General features: G+C 34.2%; 16 protein-coding genes, 1 tRNA gene and 1 rRNA gene. 10 read left to right on the plus strand and 8 right to left on the minus strand.

What is annotated here, in order from left to right; all coding sequences use genetic code 11:
- Positions 1-5 precede the first annotated feature (5 nt).
- A complete protein-coding gene (locus H603_RS0102225) occupies positions 6-683 on the minus strand; it encodes an SDR family NAD(P)-dependent oxidoreductase (RefSeq protein ID WP_026707054.1) in 678 nt (225 codons plus the stop codon).
- 113 nt (positions 684-796) lie between these two features.
- Positions 797-1,936, minus strand: coding sequence for an acyl-CoA dehydrogenase family protein (locus tag H603_RS0102230; RefSeq protein WP_026707055.1), 1,140 nt, complete (start codon positions 1,934-1,936; stop codon positions 797-799).
- 216 nt (positions 1,937-2,152) lie between these two features.
- Between H603_RS0102230 and H603_RS0102235 the strand changes: the two genes are divergently transcribed.
- From H603_RS0102235 to H603_RS0102265, 7 genes are all read left to right on the plus strand, one after another.
- Positions 2,153-3,226, plus strand: a complete 1,074-nt coding sequence (locus tag H603_RS0102235) for an anhydro-N-acetylmuramic acid kinase (protein ID WP_026707056.1) — start codon at positions 2,153-2,155, stop codon at positions 3,224-3,226.
- Positions 3,227-3,361: 135 nt separating this feature from the next.
- A complete protein-coding gene (locus H603_RS0102240) occupies positions 3,362-4,588 on the plus strand; it encodes a Glu/Leu/Phe/Val dehydrogenase dimerization domain-containing protein (RefSeq protein WP_026707057.1) in 1,227 nt (408 codons plus the stop codon).
- 209 nt (positions 4,589-4,797) lie between these two features.
- Complete coding sequence (locus tag H603_RS0102245; protein WP_026707058.1) at positions 4,798-5,502, plus strand: MotA/TolQ/ExbB proton channel family protein; 705 nt, start codon at positions 4,798-4,800, stop codon at positions 5,500-5,502.
- Between the two features lie 40 nt (positions 5,503-5,542).
- Entirely contained in the window at positions 5,543-5,935 is a 393-nt protein-coding gene (locus H603_RS0102250; protein WP_026707059.1) for an ExbD/TolR family protein, read from the plus strand.
- 34 nt (positions 5,936-5,969) lie between these two features.
- The gene (locus tag H603_RS0102255; RefSeq protein ID WP_026707060.1) at positions 5,970-6,779 is read left to right on the plus strand and encodes an energy transducer TonB; all 810 of its coding nucleotides are present in this window, start codon (positions 5,970-5,972) and stop codon (positions 6,777-6,779) included.
- A 48-nt stretch (positions 6,780-6,827) separates the two neighbouring features.
- Positions 6,828-8,048 carry a bifunctional folylpolyglutamate synthase/dihydrofolate synthase gene (locus H603_RS0102260; RefSeq protein ID WP_026707061.1) on the plus strand — a complete coding sequence of 407 codons (1,221 nt, stop codon included), beginning with the start codon at positions 6,828-6,830 and terminating at the stop codon, positions 8,046-8,048.
- A gap of 87 nt (positions 8,049-8,135) precedes the next feature.
- Positions 8,136-8,210, plus strand: a tRNA-Val gene (locus tag H603_RS0102265).
- 112 nt (positions 8,211-8,322) lie between these two features.
- On the opposite strand, the gene miaE is transcribed toward H603_RS0102265, so the two are convergent.
- Positions 8,323-8,904, minus strand: coding sequence for a tRNA-(ms[2]io[6]A)-hydroxylase (gene miaE, locus H603_RS0102270; RefSeq protein ID WP_026707062.1), 582 nt, complete (start codon positions 8,902-8,904; stop codon positions 8,323-8,325).
- 301 nt (positions 8,905-9,205) lie between these two features.
- Here miaE and H603_RS0102275 point away from each other — a divergent pair, with 301 nt between their 5' ends.
- Positions 9,206-10,441, plus strand: coding sequence for a glycosyltransferase (locus H603_RS0102275; RefSeq protein ID WP_026707063.1), 1,236 nt, complete (start codon positions 9,206-9,208; stop codon positions 10,439-10,441).
- Positions 10,442-10,571: 130 nt separating this feature from the next.
- Here H603_RS0102275 and H603_RS0102280 read toward each other — a convergent pair whose 3' ends face one another.
- The 4 genes from H603_RS0102280 to porV all read right to left on the minus strand — a co-directional run bounded on the left by H603_RS0102280 (position 10,572) and on the right by porV (position 15,148).
- Positions 10,572-12,272: a pyruvate dehydrogenase complex dihydrolipoamide acetyltransferase gene (locus H603_RS0102280; protein WP_026707064.1), complete on the minus strand. Its 1,701-nt coding sequence runs from the start codon at positions 12,270-12,272 to the stop codon at positions 10,572-10,574.
- A gap of 7 nt (positions 12,273-12,279) precedes the next feature.
- Positions 12,280-13,278 (minus strand): pyruvate dehydrogenase (acetyl-transferring) E1 component subunit alpha, encoded by a 999-nt coding sequence (gene pdhA / locus H603_RS0102285; RefSeq protein ID WP_026707065.1) that lies wholly within the window; start codon positions 13,276-13,278, stop codon positions 12,280-12,282.
- Positions 13,279-13,421: 143 nt separating this feature from the next.
- Complete coding sequence (gene cdd / locus H603_RS0102290; RefSeq protein WP_026707066.1) at positions 13,422-13,904, minus strand: cytidine deaminase; 483 nt, start codon at positions 13,902-13,904, stop codon at positions 13,422-13,424.
- Positions 13,905-13,978: 74 nt separating this feature from the next.
- Positions 13,979-15,148: a type IX secretion system outer membrane channel protein PorV gene (gene porV / locus H603_RS0102295; RefSeq protein WP_026707067.1), complete on the minus strand. Its 1,170-nt coding sequence runs from the start codon at positions 15,146-15,148 to the stop codon at positions 13,979-13,981.
- 602 nt (positions 15,149-15,750) lie between these two features.
- Here porV and gldJ point away from each other — a divergent pair.
- On the plus strand, positions 15,751-17,427 hold the full coding sequence (gene gldJ / locus H603_RS0102300; protein WP_026707068.1) for a gliding motility lipoprotein GldJ: 1,677 nt from the start codon (positions 15,751-15,753) through the stop codon (positions 17,425-17,427).
- Positions 17,428-17,491: 64 nt separating this feature from the next.
- Complete coding sequence (locus tag H603_RS0102305; RefSeq protein WP_026707069.1) at positions 17,492-18,775, plus strand: UDP-N-acetylmuramoyl-tripeptide--D-alanyl-D-alanine ligase; 1,284 nt, start codon at positions 17,492-17,494, stop codon at positions 18,773-18,775.
- Between the two features lie 1,615 nt (positions 18,776-20,390).
- On the opposite strand, the gene rrf is transcribed toward H603_RS0102305, so the two are convergent.
- A 5S ribosomal RNA gene (rrf, locus tag H603_RS0102310) occupies positions 20,391-20,500 on the minus strand.
- Positions 20,501-20,524 lie beyond the last annotated feature (24 nt).

A 20,524-nucleotide genomic window follows, 5' to 3' on the forward strand; every position in this document is an offset into this window, starting at 1 on the left:
AACTTTTATGGATTAGTCGAAGAAACTTCGAGCACTTTTCCGTTAAAAAATTTATTTCCCGTTAAGGTAAAATTATAAATGTATTCTGCCATTTCAGTTGCACTTATAGGCGCTTGGTAACCAGGAAAAGCTTCTTCTAGCATTTCAGTTTGCACAGATCCTAATGCGAGCACATTAAAAGAAATCCCTTGTTCCTTATACTCTTCTGCAAGTAATTCTGACAGTGTAATTACAGCTCCTTTACTCGAACTGTATGCAGCAAGACCTGCAAATTTCAAACTGCCTTGGATACCACCCATAGAACTAATCGTAACAACATGACTCCCTTTTTGTAAATAAGGAATACAAATACGTGTTAAATTTGCTACAGCAAAAACATTCACTTTATAAACACTTTCAAAATCAACTTGCCTCAATTCTTGAAAAGGCTTGTTTACTAAGCTTCCAGCATTATGGATAATGGCATCAACATTTTTCCATGTTGACGAAAGGAAATTTTCAACTTTATCGAGCTGTGATTCATCAGATAAATCTACAGACAAACAATTTATATTTTTATGATCAACGAGTGCCGGCGGCATTTTTCTAGATAACGCTAGAACGTTGTATCCAGCATTAGCAAATTGCAATGCCATCTCATACCCTATCCCTCTACTTGTTCCTGTGATAATAATATTTTTCATAGTACAAAAATAAACAAAACAACTAAAATACTGCTTATCACAATTGGCAAAAAAAAATCCATTTTCCTAAATAAGGAAAATGGATTTTTTAAATGATTTTTATAGTTCTTAAACTACGAAGTCAATCCTCTCGAAATTACAATTCTTTGAATTTCAGATGTTCCTTCATAAATTTGAGTGATTTTAGAGTCGCGCATCATACGTTCTACATGATATTCAGCAACATAACCGTTACCACCATGAATTTGAACTGCTTCATTTGCAACTTCTAACGCAATTTCAGAAGCATATAATTTTGCCATTGCTCCAGAGTGTGCTATATCTTTACCTTCGTCTTTTTCACAGGCTGCTTTCATAACTAATAATTTAGCAGCTGTAACTTTTACATACATGTCAGCTAACTTAAAAGCAATCGCTTGATGGTTAAATATTTCTTTACCAAAAGCTTTACGCTCATGTGAATATTTTAATGCAATCTCGTATGCTCCAGTAGCTATACCTAATGCTTGAGAAGCAATACCTATTCTTCCTCCATTTAAGACATTCATTGCAAACGCAAATCCAAATCCATCAGCACCAATTCTATTTTCTTTAGGAACTTTTACATCATTAAACATTAATGAATGTGTATCAGATCCGCGAATACCCATTTTCTTTTCTTTAGGACCAATATCAAATCCTGCCCATCCTTTTTCAACAATAAAAGCATTAATTCCTTTATGCCCTTTTTCGATATCTGTTTGTGCAATTACTATATAAGTAGACGCTGTAAAACCGTTTGTTATCCAGTTTTTTGTCCCATTCAATAAATAGTAATCTCCTTTATCAATAGCCGTTGTTTTTTGAGACGTAGCGTCAGAACCAGCCTCTGGCTCAGACAAACAAAAAGCACCAATCACTTCTCCTTTTGCCAAGGGAACTAAATATTTCATTTTTTGTTCTTCATTACAATAACGCTCTAAACCTGCGCATACTAATGAATTATTAACTGACATAATCACAGCTGATGAGGCATCAACCTTTGCAATTTCAGTCATTGCAAGAACATAAGAAATGCTGTCTAAACCTGATCCGCCATATTTAGGATCTACCATCATCCCCATAAATCCCAAATCAGCCATCATTTTAACTTGTTCTGTTGGGAATTTTGAATGTTCGTCACGTTCAATAACTCCTGGCAACAATTCTGCTACAGCAAAATCTTTAGCTGCTTGTTGAATCATTAATTGTTCTTCGGTTAGATTAAAATCCATAATTCTATTTCTTTTTTATTAATTTTTTTTATTGTTCTTATTCTTTACCTTTTGATGTAAATTTACATTTTAGTTCTATTTACAGCGTCCTTAATAAGCAATAAAAATTGATGATTATTTGATGTTGTTTACTAATAGTACATATATACATAAAAATAGTAGTCAAAGATACTTTATTCTTATGAAATTTTCAATTTTGATTTATAATTTAGCATCATGATAAAAGAAAACTATAACGTTATCGGAGTTATGTCAGGAACTTCGCTCGACGGAGTTGATTTAGCTTATATCGAATTTACGATTATTGGTAAAATTTGGCATTTTAATATCAAGGAAACACAAACTGTTCCCTACAACTTTGAATGGGTCACGTTGTTAAAAAATGCAATCTCTTTTTCGAAGACAGACTTAGAACTATTAGATCAAACATACACCCAGCTCCTAGCATCAATTATTAAAAATTTTATCAACTCTAATAAATTGAGTAAAATCGACGCTGTATGTTCACACGGACACACTGTTTTGCACCAACCACATAAAGGTATCACTTTACAAATAGGAAACCAAAAAGAAATCGCCCATTTGATAGGTCAAGACGTAGTATGTGATTTCAGAATTGATGATGTTAAATTAGGTGGTCAAGGAGCTCCTCTAGTACCTATTGGTGATAAAATACTATTTTTACAATATGATTATTGCATGAATCTAGGTGGATTTTCGAATATATCATATAGCCATAACAATGTACAGGTTGCTTACGATATCTCTGCAGTTAACACAATACTTAATCATTATGCAAATCAATTAGGACTATCTTATGATGATAAAGGAGGTATTGCGAAGAGAGCAATAGTAAATGATGAGCTGCTAACTGAACTTAACAATTTAGAATATTATAAAAAGAACTATCCTAAATCATTGGGATTCGAATTTGTCAAAGAAATTGCTTTACCGCTAATCGAAAAATATAATATAACTACAGAAGACAAAATAGCGACATTCACGAAACACATTGCTATCCAAATTGCAAACGCATTACCTAATAAAGAAGGCTCCATGTTGATCACCGGCGGTGGAGCATATAATACTTTTTTAATCGAAGAAATAAAGCGCTTGGTCCCACAACTTAAAATTGTAATACCTGACAGCAAAACAATCGAATTTAAGGAGGCCTTGATTTTTGGATTACTTGGTGTTTTAAAATTAAGAGATGAAATCAATGTTTTAAAAAGTGTTACTGGAGCATCTATGGATCATTCGTCAGGAAAAATTCATAAAAAAATAATTTAATTATAATACAAATAGTACATTGATACAAAAATGGAAATCACTGCTAATAATTAATAAATGAAATATTTCTTGATTATTAAATGATTCGCATTATTCCTTTTTTTACATTTGTAAAAATATACATATCGCAACAAAATGAAAGATTTACTAAAGAAATTTGAAAATAAAGAACCGGAAATTGTTTTTAACTGGAAAGATTCTGAAACTGAAGCAGAAGGTTGGACGGTAATTAACTCATTACGTGGTGGTGCTGCCGGTGGTGGTACTCGTATGAGAAAAGGCTTAGATATGAATGAAGTACTTTCTCTTGCAAAAACGATGGAGGTAAAATTTTCAGTTTCCGGACCTGCAATTGGAGGAGCCAAATCTGGAATTAATTTCGATCCAAATGATCCTAGAAAAAAAGGAGTTTTACAGCGCTGGTACAAAGCAGTTTCTCCCTTATTGAAAAGTTATTACGGAACAGGTGGCGATTTAAATGTTGACGAAATCCATGAAGTCATCCCGATGACTGAAGAATGTGGTGTTTGGCACCCACAAGAAGGCGTTTTTAACGGACATTTCAAACCTACTGAAGCAGATAAAATTAACCGTATTGGTCAATTGCGTCAAGGAGTAGTAAAAGTGATCGAAAACCCACAATTCTCTCCAGACGTAGCTAGAAAATACACCATTGCCGACATGATTACTGGTTATGGTGTTGCAGAAGCAGTTAGACATTTTTACAGTACTTATGGCGGAGATGTGAAAGGAAAGAAAGCTATTGTGCAGGGTTTTGGAAATGTAGGATCTGCAGCTGCATTTTATTTAGCTGATATGGGTGCAAAAGTTGTTGGTATCATCGATAGAGATGGTGGATTAATCAACGAGAACGGATTCTCATTTGAAGAAATTAAAGAGTTGTTTTTAAATAAAGATGGAAACAAATTAGTTTCAGACAAAATGATTCCTTTTGACGAAATCAATAAAAAAATATGGACACTTGGTGCTGAAATTTTCACACCTTGTGCCGCTTCAAGATTAGTGCAGCAAGACCAGATAGACAGTTTAATCGCTAGCGGACTTGAGGTAATTTCTTGTGGTGCGAACGTTCCTTTTGCGGATAAAGAAATTTTCTTTGGACCAATCATGGAAGATGTAGATCACAAAGTGAGTTTAATTCCTGATTTTATTTCTAACTGTGGTATGGCAAGAGTATTTGCTTATTTCATGGAGAAAAAAGTTCAAATGACCGATGAAGCTATTTTTCATGATACATCTGAAATTATTAAAAATGCTATTGTAAAAGCACATGAGTTAAGCAATAGCAAAACAAATATAAGTGCAACTGCATTTGAAATTGCATTAAAACAATTAGTATAATAGCAATCTAGTACACAATTTACTTTTTAGCCAAATGGTTTTCATTCTTGAAATATCATTTGGCTAAATTTTTTATTACAAAAGCATTCTTTGTGGTATAATTATTGGAAAACAGAGCACAGAATCAAAGTAAATTTTGTTTCTTTTTTTATCTAAAAAAGTTGCAATTTTTATAATATATTAGCGTTTCATTACTAAAGAAAAATTGTATGAGTTTAATGTTACAAGCAGACACACTATCTGTAGCACAAGAAAGTTTAGCAGAAGCAGTTCCAGTAGAGAAGACTTTGTCTATTATTGAATTGCTAACTAGCGGAGGACTAGCCGGTCAAATCATCATGATCGCTTTATTTATAATGTTTTTTTCAGCATTGTATCTTTATTTTGAGCGTTTAATGGCCATTAATGCAGCATCAAAAATCGATGGCAGTTTCATGAGCCAGATTAGAGACAATATTAGAAACGGTCGCATTGACCATGCAAAAATATTATGTGCTCATTCTAAATCACCGGTTGCTCGCCTAATTGAGAAAGGAATCTCTAGAATTGGTAAACCTCTTGATGATATTAACACGGCAATTGAAAATGCTGGGAAATTAGAAATATACAAATTAGAAAAGAATGTAAGTATGCTTGCAACGATTTCTGGAGCAGGTCCCATGACAGGTTTCTTAGGAACAGTTGTAGGAATGATTCAAGCATTTCATAAGATGGCAAGTGCAGGAGGACAAATCGAAGTTGGAGCACTTTCAGAAGGGATTTACACAGCAATGACTACAACAGTTGTGGGACTTGTAGTAGGTATTGTTGCTTATGTAGGATACAACCACTTAGTAGTTAAGACAGACAAAATAGTTCATCAAATGGAAGCAAATGCAGTTGATTTCTTGGACTTATTGAATGACCCTGCTTAAGATTTCAAAGATTAATTCCTACCTATAATAAAATAAAACTATGAATTTAAGAGGAAGAAATAAAGTTAGTCCAGAATTCAACATGTCCTCAATGACTGATATTGTATTCTTGTTACTAATTTTCTTTATGTTAACATCGACAATGGTTACTACAAATGCTCTAGACTTAGTATTGCCAAAAGCGAAAGGAAAAACAGACAGTAATAAAAACATTTCGGTAAGCATTAATAAAGACCTCGAATTTTATATTGATAAAGAGGTCGTAACTGAAACTGAATTAGAAGCAAAACTACTAAGTGCCTTAGGAAGCGATAAAGAAAAAGCTATAATTTTGCGTGCAGAAGAAGGCGTTCCTATAGAAAAAGCAGTAAATGTACTGGATATTGCTAATAGAAATCAAATTAAGGTGGTTCTTGCAGTGAGACCTAAATAATCCCTTTTTCGAATAAAAAACAGCACTACTCTACATGAAATATTTTAAAACAGAAGAAGAAAAAAAATCACTAGCCATCACAACAGTATTGTTTGTGATTATGTTCATCTTGTTTTTTTATTTGGGGTTAACTTCTTTAGATCCGCCGCCAGAAAACGGTATTGCTATAAACTTTGGAACGACTGAATTTGGATCTGGAGACAAGCAACCCACGGAAGCCATTGCCTCTGCTCCACAACCTACAACAGCACAAGAAGCTACCGCTAGTGACGATGAAGTGCTTGCTCAAGATATTGAAGAAGCACCCGTGATGAAGCAGGTAAAGAAAACACAACCAACAAAAACAGCTGTTAAAGAGGTAATGAAAGAAGCAGTTAAACCACAACCAAAACAAAGTCCTCAGCCTTCAAAAAGTACTTCTGATGCTTTGTCGAGTTTAATCAACGGACCAAAATCTGACGGTAAAGCTACTGGTGGAGAAGGAAACGATAATAAACCTGGCGACAAAGGTAGCATAAGCGGCAATCCCTATGCTAATAGTTATTACGGCTCAGGTGGCGGTAGCGGAAGCGCCGGCGGATGGGGTTTAAACGGTAGAACAATTAGCTCAAGAGGTAAAGAAGTTCAAAGATGCAATGAGTTTGGAACCGTTGTCGTCCAAATCACTGTTAATCGTAGCGGGAATGTGGTGAGTGCCAAATACACAAAAGGTACCACAAACACTAATCCTTGCTTAGTGGAACCAGCACTCGCTACAGCCAGAAAATACAAGTGGCAAGCAGATGCTAATGCTCCCGAAACTCAAATAGGGTTCATTACTGTGAATTTCAAACTTGGAGAGTAAACAGTAGAAAGCAAATTTGCCACCATCCTAAAATTTAAATTACGAAAGATGAATTACCAAGAAACTACAGATTGGATGTTCAGCCAACTCCCTATGTACCAAATTCAGGGAGCTTCTGCCTATAAGAAAGATTTAGCCAATACGCACGCACTAATAGCTCATCTCAAAAACCCGCACAAAGAAATAAGATTTATTCATGTTGCAGGAACAAACGGAAAAGGATCCACCTCTCACATGCTAGCTTCAATATTTCAAGAAGCAGGTTATAAAGTGGGATTATACACTTCACCTCACCTGAAAGATTTTAGAGAGAGAATAAAAATTAATGGAAACCCAATTTCAGAACATTTCGTTTGTGATTTCATTACCACCAATAAACACTTTTTTGAAAAGAATGACATTAGCTTTTTCGAAATGAGCGTTGGCCTAGCTTTCGAATATTTCAAACAAGAACAAGTTGATATTGCAATTATCGAAGTTGGCATGGGTGGAAGATTAGACGCAACTAATATCATTACACCTATAGTATCTGTAATTACCAATATTGGCTTAGATCACATTCAATTTCTCGGAAACACATTACCTCTAATCGCTGCTGAAAAGGCAGGGATAATTAAAGATGCTATTCCAGTTGTAATAGGAGAATATACCCCTGAGACTAAAGAAGTATTTATAGCCAAAGCCAAGCAACATAAGTCACAAATTTATTTCGCTTCAGACTTGATTAATACTTTATATGACTCAGACTTAATTGGCGAATATCAAGTTCATAACAGAAAAACCGTTTTACAAACCATAGCAGTTATTAATTCACGTAATATATTTAAAATTAGTAACTCTGCTATTGAGACAGGATTGTTACATGTTGTTCGCAACACGGGATTATTAGGTAGATGGCAACAAATTAATGATAGCCCGAAGGTGATTTGTGACACTGCACATAATAAGGACGGCCTAGAAATAGTAGTCAACCAGATTAAATCACAAAAGTACACCAATCTTCATATTGTTTTTGGCGTGGTTAATGACAAAAACCTTGAAGATATACTACCTATTCTTCCTACAAATGCAAAATATTATTTTACACGCCCTAATAATCCGCGAGGATTAGACGCAACAATTTTAATGGAGAAAGCAGCATTTTTTAACTTGAAAGGAAAAGTATTTAATTCAGTTACAGAAGCTTACAATAAAGCACTGCAAACCGCGGCCACCACTGACTTCATCTATATTGGAGGGAGTACATTTGTAGTTGCAGAAATTTTATAATTTTTTTTTTGAAAACGCTTGTTTATCCAAAAAACAGTCTTATATTTGCACTCGCAATAAGGAAATGAAAATTATCGAATTGCAACAGGGCGATTAGCTCAGCTGGTTCAGAGCACCTCGTTTACACCGAGGGGGTCGGGGGTTCGAACCCCTCATCGCCCACAAAACTTCTCAAGAAATTGAGAAGTTTTTTTTTGCAATCTAGTCAACGAAGTAATAAAAAAAGCCAACTCATATTTGAGTTGGCTTTTCCTATTTTTAACAATGTCAGCACTTATCCATGGATTGTTTCTTGCTTACCATAATTTGTAATTATCGACGTCTCATAAGCAATCCACTCTTGCCAGCGCTTCTCCACATCTACGTTATCTGCATACTTTCTGGCAAAAGCTAAAAACGTAGTATAATGACCAGCTTCACTAATCATTAAGTCCCTATAAAACTTCGCTAATATAGGGTCCTTTATGTTTTCTGAGAGTACTTTAAACCTTTCACAACTCCTTGCCTCTATCATAGCCGAAAATAACAGGCGCTCACATAAAGCATCATTGCGACTACCATCCTTTTTCATGAATTTAAAAAGCTCATTCACATAACTGTCTTTTCGCTCACGACCAAATGTTAATCCTCTCTCTTTTATAAGATCGTGTACCATTTTAAAATGTTCTATTTCCTCTTGAGCAATAATCATCAACTCAGAAACTAACTCTTCCTTCTCAGAATTTTGAGTTATCAAACTAATCGCATTCGACGCAGCTTTTTGTTCGCACCATGCATGATCTGTTAATATCTCCTCAATATTCGATTCAACTATATTTACCCATCTTGGGTCGGTAACTAATTTTAATCCTAACATACACTCTCTATTTGAATACAAAAATAGTCTTTTCTTTCTAAACGATTGAGTCACTTAAATTCAAATCAAGTAATTAGTATTGGGCGTGCCCCATCCCGAAAACTATAGGACTGATTAGCGGGATGGGGCGGGCTATCCGTTGCAATCTTTTCGGTGCAAAAGCACCTGAAAAGGATTTTTACTTCTATCCCTCACGCGGAAAAAACAAAAAAGAAACAACACGCTATTAAATATAAAATATCTAAGTGCCTTTCGACAAAATAGCCTTATTTTGCAACTCCTATAATTTCAAAAGAAAAAAATGCGTTCACTACTAATAATTGGTTTTGTTTGGCCTGAACCCAAATCTTCAGCGGCAGGAGGAAGAATGATGTCGTTAATTAGTTTATTTCAAGAACAAGGCTTTCAAGTTATTTTTGCCAGCCCTGCTCAGGATAGCGATTTCATGATAGAGCTCGATGAATATAATGTTGAAAAAAAATCCATTCTTTTAAATTCGGAAACATTCGATACTTATATAACAACTATAAACCCTGAAATCGTTCTATTTGACCGATTCATGATTGAGGAACAATTTGGATGGCGAGTAGCTGAAAATTGCCCTGACGCATTACGAATATTAGACACAGAGGATTTACACTGCTTAAGACTGTCTAGACAAAAAGCATTTAAGGAAAATAGAAAATTTAAGGAAGAAGATTTACTCGAAGAAGAAGCAGCCAAGAGAGAGGTTGCAAGTATTTTAAGGTGTGACTTAACCTTAATGATTTCTAGTTATGAAATCGAACTTTTAACAAAGCTATTTAAGATTGACCACAGCCTTTTGTATTACCTACCGTTAATACTAAAGGACAATGCAATCGCTCCGCTGGAGACATTGCCTCCATTTAAAGATCGAACCGACTTTATATTTATTGGCAATTTTCTACATGAGCCTAACTGGAACACGGTTCAATATCTAAAAGAGACTATCTGGCCGCTGATAAAAAGTAAACTTCCAGACGCAAGGTTAAATATATATGGAGCATACCCTACACAAAAAGTATTACAACTCAACAACCCTAAAACTGGTTTTCTAATTAAAGGCCGTGCCGAAGACGCAAATATCGTAGTCCAAAATTCGAGAGTAGTTTTGGCTCCCATAAGATTTGGAGCTGGAATAAAAGGAAAACTGATGGAAGCGATGCTAAATGGAACTCCAAGTATCACAACATACATAGGAGCAGAATCGATGCACGGTGACCTTCCATGGAACGGTTTCATTACAGACAATCCAGAAACTTTTGCAGAGCAAGCGGTCGCACTATACAGTGACGAAAAAGTCTGGAGTAAAGCTCAACTTAAGGGAACAACGTTACTTAAAGAGCGGTACAGAAAAAACATTTTTAAAAATGATTTTAAAAACACCGTTGATCAATTATTAGCCAACATTAAACAACACCGCACCAATAACTTCATGGGACAATTATTACAACACCATAGCCTTAAAAGTACAAAGTATATGGCTAAGTGGATTGAAGAGAAAAATAAACATTAAAACTTATGCTATGCCATCTATAGCAGCAATCTAAATAGTTATTATTTCTACCAGCTACCACATTTAAAAACTAAGCATAAAAAAACCGCCTTGATATCAAGACGGTTTTAATTTTTATAATAATCAGGAGTTATGCAAGCATAGTTACTGGACTTTCTATATATTGTTTTAACGTTTGCAAAAATTGTGCTCCAGTTGCTCCATCGATTGTGCGGTGGTCGCATGCTAGAGATAACATCATTGTGTTTCCAACAACGATTTGACCATCTTTAACAACTGGCTTTTCAACAATTGCACCTACAGATAAAATAGCTGAATTAGGCTGATTGATAATTGAATTAAATTCAACAATTCCAAACATTCCCAAGTTAGAAACAGTAAAAGTACTTCCTTCCATTTCTGTAGGTAATAATTTTTTGTTTTTAGCTCTTCCTGCTAAATCTCTAACACTTCCTCCAATTTGCGATAGACTCATTGCATCTGTAAATTTCAATACAGGAACAACTAATCCATCTTCAACAGCTACAGCAACACCAATATTTACATGATGGTTAATAGTAATTGCATCTTCTTTCCATTGAGAATTAATCTTAGGATGTTTTTTCAATGCCATAGCACACGCTTTGATCACCATATCATTAAAAGAAACTCTTGTATCAGGAAGTGAATTGATTGTCGTTCTAGATTTCATAGCTTCGTCCATTGTAACTTCAATTGTCAAGTTATAATGAGGCGCTGTGAATAAAGACTCAGCCAAACGTTTCGCAATGATTTTACGCATTTGCGAATTCTTGATTTCCTCTTTGAAAACTTCTCCTGCTGGAACATAAACTTGCGGCGCAGCGGCTTTTGCTGGGCTTTCAGCTTTAGCAGCCGTATTAGGAGCAGCTTCTTGTTCTGCAGAAACTTTTGGAGCTGCAGCGGTAGTCGGTGTAAAGTTTTCGATATCACTTTTAATAATTCTACCGTTTTCACCCGAACCTTTAACCTGATTCAATTGAATCCCTTTATCGCTTGCAATTTTCTTAGCAAGAGGTGAAGCTAAAATTCTTTTTCCATCGCTTGATGCTTCTTGCTCAATTGGTGCAGCAGCTTCAGTTGTTGTTTCTTTATCTGCTGAAGTTGTCTCAGTAGCTTTAGATGCTGATTCAGATTTCGAACCTGCAGTAAAATTAGATGCGATACCAGAAATATCCGTTCCAGCAGGCCCAATAATTGCTAGTAAACTATCAATTGGTGCAGCATTACCTTCTTCAATTCCAATGTATAATAAAGTTCCCTCATTGAAAGACTCAAATTCCATTGTTGCTTTATCAGTTTCAATTTCAGCAAGAATATCTCCTTCACTTACTTTATCTCCAACTTTTTTCAACCAAGTTGCTACAGTACCTTCCGTCATCGTATCACTCAAACGTGGCATCGTTACAACAACTACACCTTCTGGTAATTCAGCACTAGCTTCAGCCTTAGGAGCTTCTTCTGTTTTTGAATCTTCTTTAGGAGTTTCAGTTGTTTCTGTTTCTTCTTTAGCAGTTTCTTTTGGAGCATCAGCCGCAGCTTCCCCACCAGATAATAAAGCTGAAATATCTTCACCTTCATCACCAATGATTGCTAACAAAGAATCTACGGGAGCAGTTTCTCCTGCAGCAATTCCAATATGTAAAAGAGTTCCTTCGTTGAAAGACTCAAATTCCATTGTCGCTTTATCTGTTTCAATTTCAGCAAGAATATCTCCTTCACTAATTTTGTCACCTACATTTTTAAGCCATGTTGCTACGGTTCCTTCCGTCATAGTATCGCTCAAACGAGGCATTGTTACTTTTATAGCCATAATATTTTTATAGTTTGTGAGGTAAAAATGGATAGTTCTCTTGTTCGTATACTACGTCATAAAGTTGTTGTATTGGAGGATATTCTGATTCTTCAGCAAAATCAACACATTCTTGAACCAAACTTTTAACTCTTTGATCTATTACATCGATTTCCTCGTCTGTAGCGTATTTTTGATCTTTGATAACATCCAGTACCTGAGTAATAGGATCTATTTTTTTATATTCTTCTACTTCTTCTTTCGAACGATATAATTGTGCATCAGACATAGAGTGACCTCTATATCTATATGTTTTCATCTCTAAGAAGGTAGGTCCATCTCCACGACGTGCTCTTTCAATTGCTTCAGTCATTGCTTCAGCAACTTTTACTGGATTCATACCGTCAACAGGTCCACATGGCATTTCATACCCTAAACCTAATTTCCAGATATCAGTATGATTTGCTGTTCTTTCTACAGAAGTCCCCATGGCATAACCATTGTTCTCAACAATAAAAACTACAGGAAGTTTCCACAACATTGCCATATTGAAAGCTTCATGCAAAGAACCTTGTCTTGCAGCACCATCACCAAAATAAGTCATTGTTACACCACCAGTTTCAAAATATTTATCAGCAAAAGCCAATCCAGCTCCTACAGGTATTTGACCACCTACGATTCCGTGTCCACCATAAAAACGGTGTTCTTTTGAGAAAATATGCATTGAACCACCCATACCTTTTGAAGTACCGGTCACTTTACCTAACAATTCGGCCATTACTCTTTTAGGATCAACACCCATACCTATTGGCTGAACGTGATTTCTATAAGCAGTAATCATTTTATCCTTAGTTAGATCCATCGCGTGTAATGCACCCGCAAGAACTGCTTCCTGTCCATTATACAAGTGTAGAAATCCTCTAACTTTTTGTTGAATATATAACGCAGCAAGTTTGTCCTCAAACTTTCTCCAAAGTAGCATATCCTCATACCACTTTAAATAAACCTCTTTTGTAACTTCTTTCATCTCAGTTGTTCTTTTTGCTAAAGTTTTTTTTATTGTTTAATCAATTACTTCCGCAAAATAGTTTCCTCCAACAAGTTTGCGAAACGCAAAAATAAGACATTCAAACTTAGAAGTAAAATTTAAAAGCTAATTTTCTGTTATTTTTATAAGAACTTTTTATCAAACATGAATGGAAGCAAATTTTTAAGTGAATCCGACTTATAAACCGCTCCTTCCTCACCCATAAAATAAATTTCTATAGGCGTTTCTTGTCGTATTTCATATTCAGCTATAGATTGCCTGCATGAGCCACAAGGAGGAATAGGACTCGTTGTTTTATTGGTATCCGATGCAGCTGTAATAGCCATTTTTAAAATTTTGGCATTTGGGTAAACAGCACCAGCTTGAAAAATGGCTACACGCTCTGCACATAGCCCTGAAGGATACGCAGCATTCTCCTGATTAGAGCCTAAGATCACTTTACCATTATCTAATAATAGCGCTGCACCTACTCTAAATTGAGAATAAGGAGCATATGCGTTTTTGCGAACAACAACTGCTTCACGCATTAATTCTTGAATATCATTTGACAATTCAGTTACTGAATCGTAAGATAAAAATTGTGTGGTAATCGCTATTTGTTTCATTTGTATAAGGGAAAAAAAATCCAAATCTCAAGAAATTGAAATTTGGATTATTGAATTATTATTAATATTTGTTTCTAAAAAACAGTGTACTTGTCACCAAAATTAAAAGTTAGTGAAAAACGAAGCGTGTTTTCTAATGGGTTTTTTATTGCCGAAGTCGAGAATAAATAAGACACATCTACTTTAACAACATCGTACTTAAATCCTGTACCTAGCGAAAAATACTTACGTGCACCCTTAAGTTGGTTTTCATTAAAATATCCTAATCTAAAAGCAAATGCATCTCTATAAGTGTACTCTGCTCCCACTGAATAAGTAATCTCCTTAAGTTCCTCGCTAAAACCGTCAGGTGCATCACCAAAAGATTTGAAAATACCAGGAACCCAGCCTATATCTCTATAATTATCATTATTTTTAGCTCGCTCACTACTTGTAATTTCGCCGTCGCCATCTAAATCTGGATTTTGAGGCGTAGGCACTAGCAATTTATTTAATTCTAAATTTAAAGACACATTATTATCAGTATCTAAAATAAATGTAAAACCACTACCTAATTTTAGATTCGCTGGTAAGTACGCTACATTTACTACATCATTGTCGTAATTAATTTTTGGTCCTATATTTTGCAAATTAAAACCCGCTCTCCACCTTCCATTAAAATTATTATAAGCAATTTCATCAGATCTATAGAAACCAGCTATATCCACTGCAAAAGTACTAGCAGAACTTGCATCAACATCTGCGGAAGCTATCTTCAAATTAGAGCGAATGTAACGACCAGCAACTGCCATAGAAAATTTTTCGCTAAGCTTTAATGAATAGGAACCATCAAGAGCAAATTCGCTTGGTGCAACAGTAACAAACGATTCTTCTGCATTTCCAGTTTGCCTCAATTCTATATCTCCAAAACCAAAAAAGCGAATACTTCCTGCGAATGCATCGCGATCACTAATCTTATTGTAATACGTTAATTGACCTAGAGAAATATCATTTGCTAAATCAGTTAAATAAGGAGTATAACTTATTGACAATCCCTGTTTATCCTCAGCAAAAACGTATTTTGCAGGATTCCATTGTTGTGAAAAAACATCTACCGAAGTTGCAACACCTTGATCAGCCATACCAGCAGCCCTTGCGTCTGCAGAAACGGTTAAAAAAGGAACCCCCGTTAAAATACGCATATCTTGCGCATTAATTGAGGACATTCCGACAAAGCAAGTAATTGCTACTATTGTTTTTCTCATAGAAGTATAACATTCATTGAACAAATATAGTATTTTATTGATGTACCACAAGTATTAAATATTTCAAACATTAACAGTTTAAAGATATTTATTTTTAAATAATTAGATGCAAGAAAAATAAAAAAACCCTCTTAAAGTGACTTATTTCATTATAAATTTAATTTAGTTGGGCACGTTAAATTTCAACAGCTTAGAAAATAGATAAAATAGCGTAGATCTAATATATTAACTGCAAGAAATGGATAAAATTGTACAAATATGCTATAAATAGGTAACCAAGTATTGGTCGTATATTTATAAATCATATTTCATGGCACGAATTACATGGTCTTGTAGCTAGTTGAGGAAAACTGAAAGCAGGACAAATTATTAACCAACTTTTATAAAAATATTATTTAGCTAATATCTTCTTAATTAAATCTTAACTTTGTAGCTAAAATTAAAATAGTTAATTATAAAAATCAATAATAATTTGTATAATTTTGCGTTTGAAATGTATAGTTACACTATAATTTTTCTTGTATACAAATTATTTAAAACGGTCTTGCAAATTAATCGTTAATTATTATATTGCAAAATCAATTTATTACCTTTAAAATATTATGAAAGTAAACAAATTCATGACTTTAAGACTAGTAGTGGCAGTGATCTTAATACTTGGCGCTAGTAGCTGTAGTAAAAAATCTAGCTCAAGTAATACATCTAGAGCTACTGGTTGGGATGTCGATGGTAAAAAAGCATCTGTAAAGCAGCAGACAGGACCAGGATTAATTTTTGTTGAAGGTGGAACTTTCACAATGGGAAAAGTGCAAGATGATGTAATGCATGATTGGAATAACACACCAACACAGCAGCATGTTCAATCTTTCTACATGGATGAAACAGAAGTTACAAATGCTATGTATTTAGAGTACCTTGACTGGTTAAAGAAAGTATTTCCTCCTAGTGAAGAAAAATATAAATATATTTATTCAGGTGCATCTCCAGATACATTAGTTTGGAGAAACAGACTAGGGTATAATGAAACAATGACTAATAATTACTTAAGACATCCGTCTTATTCTAATTATCCTGTCGTAGGTGTGAATTGGATTCAAGCAAATGAATTTAGTAAATGGAGAACAGACCGTGTGAATGAAGCCGCCTTAGAAAAAAATGGTTACTTAAAAAAAGGAGCTAAAACAAATGATGTTTCTGCTGAAAGCTCTTTCAGCACCGAAACATACTTAATCGCTCCAATTTTAACCTATGGAGGTGATGAAAATTTAGTTCTAAAAAAAGGGACAAATAAAAAAGGAAATAAAGTGGACGCTAATGGAAATGCTATAGCACAATCTAATGTTTATGCCGAAAGATCTTCAGGAATAGTTTTACCTGAATATAGATTACCTACAGAGGCAGAATGGGAATATGCAGCTGCAGCGGATGCGGGACAAAGAGAATACAATATTTACAAAGGTCAAAAAAAATACCCTTGGTCTGGAGGCAACACTCGTTCTAGTAAAAGACAAAGCAAAGGAGACCAGTTAGCAAACTTTAAGCAAGGTAATGGTGACTACGGTGGAATTGCAGGTTGGTCAGATGATGGTGCTGATATTACAAACGAAGTTAAAAAATACCCAGCAAATGACTTTGGATTATATGATATGGCCGGTAACGTTGCTGAATGGGTTGCTGATGTATACAGACCTATCATTGACAACGAGGCAAACGACTTTAACTACTATAGAGGAAACCGCTACGCCAAAAACAAAATTGGTAAAGATGGCAAAGTAGAAATTGTTACTATCGAAACAATGAAAATGGATACTTTAAGTAATGGAAAAATAATTGTTAAAACATTACCTGGAGAAATAGCTCAAGTGCCAATCGACATCAATGATACTTACTTAAGACAAAATTTTGATAAAAGTAATAATATTAATTACAGAGATGGAGACAGACAGTCATCAAGAAACTATTACATGAATGGTTCAGAATCTAATTCAGATATAGAATCAGATACTAGAAAAATGTACAATTCCCCAAACCATAATGTAACTACTGATAGCTTAGGTCAAATCGTAAGACAATACGATAGATCAAATGCAAGAACAACTTTGATAAACGACAATGTGAGAGTTTACAAAGGGGGTTCATGGAGAGATAGGGCATATTGGTTAGATCCAGCTCAGAGAAGATATTTTCCTCAAGATATGGCAACAGACTATATTGGATTTAGATGTGCTATGTCGAGCGTAGGACCAAAATCTAAAAAGAAAAAATCAGCAAGAAATTAATTGCTACTTTAAATCACATCAAAAGCCCTTTTATTAGGGCTTTTATTTTATAAACTCTTTTACAATGAATATTAAAGAAATTCACAGCCTATTTCTACAATGTGATTCCATTTCGACAGACACTAGAAAAATTGAACCAAACAGTATTTTTATAGCCTTAAAAGGGGATAATTTTGATGCCAACAACTTTACTGAACAAGCAATAGCCTTGGGAGCAAAATACGTGCTAATTGATGATCAATCATATAACATAAGTCCACAAACAATCTTAGTAAAAAACTGTCTTGAAACGCTTCAAGAATTAGCCAAGTATCATAGAGACTATTTAAAAATACCTATAATTGCTCTAACTGGAAGCAATGGAAAAACAACTACCAAGGAATTAATTAATGTCGTATTATCACAAAAATTCAATACTAAGGCAACTGTGGGTAATTTAAACAACCATATTGGAGTACCTCTCACCTTACTTTCTTTTAATGAAACAACCGAAATAGGTATTGTCGAAATGGGAGCTAACCATAAAAAAGAGATTGAATTTCTATGCAGCTTAGCTACTCCAGATTATGGATATATAACCAACTTTGGAAAAGCTCATCTAGAAGGTTTTGGTGGCATCGAAGGCGTGATTCAAGGGAAAAGTGAAATGTACAATTACTTACAAGCTAATAATAAATTAGCATTTATCAATTTAGACGACAAGATACAAGTTGAACGCACTAAGAATATTCGTAATTATAGTTATGGCGTAAATAACTTAAAAGCAGATATAAATATTAATGCTATAGCTGCAGATCCTTTAGTTACTGTATCTGCACTAGACAAAACTATTTCGAGCAATCTAATTGGTCTTTATAACGCAACCAACATAAATGCAGCAATAACCATTGGTACTTATTTTGATGTAAGTAGTAATCAGATCAAAATTGCACTAGAAAATTATACTCCAGCTAATAATCGATCGCAATTATTAAACAAAGAGTCTAATAAAATTATTCTAGATGCCTACAATGCTAACCCGAGCAGTATGGCAGTTGCAATAACAAATTTTGCACAATTAGAAGATAAAAATAAAATCATGATTCTAGGCGATATGTTTGAACTTGGAGAAGAGAGTCAAATAGAGCACCAATTGATAGTTCAAAAAGCACAAGAAGCTACTGATATAAAATGTCATTTTATTGGGTCATTGTTTTATAAATGTCGTCAATCTTCCTTATTACTTCATTATCACGAAACGTTCGAAGATTTCGAAAATTATTTTAAGGAAACTAAAATCACGGACAGTACTTTGCTGATTAAAGGCTCAAGAGGAATGAAATTAGAACGCGTTTTAAATATTCTGTAAACGCATACTATATTAATATTTTTTTAGCCAATACAACATCCTCTTACTATTTAATCGTAAGGGGATTTTAATTTTGAGAACATACTTGAAACGAAAACTAGGCGATGCAGTTTCAGAATGCTAAATAACAAATAAAAGGACAAAAATTAAATTTCTAATAGCATCTATATTTTTTATTAAGGTTCATTAATAGACACTAGATGCAGATTATGCTATTAACAAGACCTCCATACAGTTTCATTAAGATTTAATAATTTTCCAAAACCCGGATCATAAACCTTTCAATACGTACATATTATTCAGATTAAGCAAATGTCCTCTATACTATTCTGAGATTACATGTATAATAAAATAGTCCACTATATATTTTTCGCAACTTCTATATTATCAATCTTCTTCTTTAAATAGCTAATTTTTAATTAAACCCTTATAGCACAAAAAAAACATACATTTAGCTGTATATAAATTAAAGTCTTTTAAGATGATTATTTCTATATATTAATATCGATATTCACTTTATTGCGAAATAAGAGAAGATAATATAGAAATACACTTTAACCTAATATAATCTCAAAACCTTCAAGATTTGTCCTTCATAATTCTGCAATATTTAAAATACAGGATTCTATTGTTAATGAAGTTGCTCTATTTAAGGAGGATTTTATAGCAATATAACCAGTAAAAAAAAATTAAACACAGTTAATTCTATGAAGCTGACAACTCACAATTGTTTGCTAGGTGCAATATGAATAACCAGTCCTACTTTTGTTCAAGAGCGAACTTTAGAAACTTTATAGGAAATAAAGACTAACTACCAATATTAATTTAAGTACAATAAAAATTAGTTAATACCAATTTCCACATACAAAAAGATAATATGCTATTCATAACTTTAATTTAATGATAAAAACAAGTACTATTATCATTATCCTGAAATTACTATATGTATGATAAGCCCTGCGGACGAAGAGCTGATAGCTAATAAAAAAACTCACTTTAAAATGTTCTCACGTAACAAAATCGACCTAGTTAACAATATTAAATGAAGAGGTATAATGATACTAATGACAATGAAAATTTAGTAAAGCGAAAATCACCGCAATGTTATAGAAATCTAGAAAATCCAGGATTTTAAAGCCTTGCTATCGATTCCATTTCGATGGTAATCTAATTATTAAACAGTGTTAAAAATCTATAATGATTAGGCATAAATGAATCCATATTCTGCGACCCATTAAGTTGTACCATTCTAAAACAATAATCTTCCACTTAAATGGATCATCCAACCTTTTTACTTAATAACCAACTGTTGCGATTGATCCTAATTCTTCTAGTTCCACAGGTTTTAGGATTGATCCTATTTTTGTGGGCATGCCGCTACTTCCACTACGTTACTGCAGCGTAGGGCTATTCGCTACAATCTTTTATTACGCTGAGCTCCACAAAAGGATTTTCACTACTGTCCCCATGCAGTAAAAACCTATTGACTACGCAGAAAGATTTTAAAATTCTATAACACAGTTTTAAATGATGAACTTTACAGATAATCTACTGTTTATCAGTACTTTTTGGGCATAAAAAAACCCTTATCCGATTAGGATAAGGGTTCTTTAAAGAAAGGCGACGACATACTCTCCCACATAACTGCAGTACCATCTGCGCAGGCGGGCTTAACTACTCTGTTCGGGATGGGAAGAGGTGAGCCCCGCCGCAATAACCACCTTAAGATTATTGTTTAAGGAGTTTAAG

The organism is Flavobacterium frigidarium DSM 17623 (genome assembly GCF_000425505.1).
Classification (GTDB): Bacteria; Bacteroidota; Bacteroidia; order Flavobacteriales; family Flavobacteriaceae; genus Flavobacterium; species Flavobacterium frigidarium.

Bases quoted from the DNA above. Each gene is read 5' to 3' on its own strand.
- H603_RS0102305 (WP_026707069.1), top strand. From the start codon at position 17,492: ATGAATATTAAAGAAATTCACAGCCTATTTCTACAATGTGATTCCATT.
- H603_RS0102280 (WP_026707064.1), bottom strand. From the start codon at position 12,272: ATGGCTATAAAAGTAACAATGCCTCGTTTGAGCGATACTATGACGGAA.
- gldJ (WP_026707068.1), top strand. From the start codon at position 15,751: ATGAAAGTAAACAAATTCATGACTTTAAGACTAGTAGTGGCAGTGATC.
- porV (WP_026707067.1), bottom strand. From the start codon at position 15,148: ATGAGAAAAACAATAGTAGCAATTACTTGCTTTGTCGGAATGTCCTCA.
- H603_RS0102245 (WP_026707058.1), top strand. From the start codon at position 4,798: ATGAGTTTAATGTTACAAGCAGACACACTATCTGTAGCACAAGAAAGT.
- H603_RS0102260 (WP_026707061.1), top strand. From the start codon at position 6,828: ATGAATTACCAAGAAACTACAGATTGGATGTTCAGCCAACTCCCTATG.
- miaE (WP_026707062.1), bottom strand. From the start codon at position 8,904: ATGTTAGGATTAAAATTAGTTACCGACCCAAGATGGGTAAATATAGTT.
- H603_RS0102240 (WP_026707057.1), top strand. From the start codon at position 3,362: ATGAAAGATTTACTAAAGAAATTTGAAAATAAAGAACCGGAAATTGTT.
- H603_RS0102230 (WP_026707055.1), bottom strand. From the start codon at position 1,936: ATGGATTTTAATCTAACCGAAGAACAATTAATGATTCAACAAGCAGCT.
- H603_RS0102225 (WP_026707054.1), bottom strand. From the start codon at position 683: ATGAAAAATATTATTATCACAGGAACAAGTAGAGGGATAGGGTATGAG.
- H603_RS0102250 (WP_026707059.1), top strand. From the start codon at position 5,543: ATGAATTTAAGAGGAAGAAATAAAGTTAGTCCAGAATTCAACATGTCC.
- H603_RS0102255 (WP_026707060.1), top strand. From the start codon at position 5,970: ATGAAATATTTTAAAACAGAAGAAGAAAAAAAATCACTAGCCATCACA.
- cdd (WP_026707066.1), bottom strand. From the start codon at position 13,904: ATGAAACAAATAGCGATTACCACACAATTTTTATCTTACGATTCAGTA.
- pdhA (WP_026707065.1), bottom strand. From the start codon at position 13,278: ATGAAAGAAGTTACAAAAGAGGTTTATTTAAAGTGGTATGAGGATATG.
- H603_RS0102235 (WP_026707056.1), top strand. From the start codon at position 2,153: ATGATAAAAGAAAACTATAACGTTATCGGAGTTATGTCAGGAACTTCG.
- H603_RS0102275 (WP_026707063.1), top strand. From the start codon at position 9,206: ATGCGTTCACTACTAATAATTGGTTTTGTTTGGCCTGAACCCAAATCT.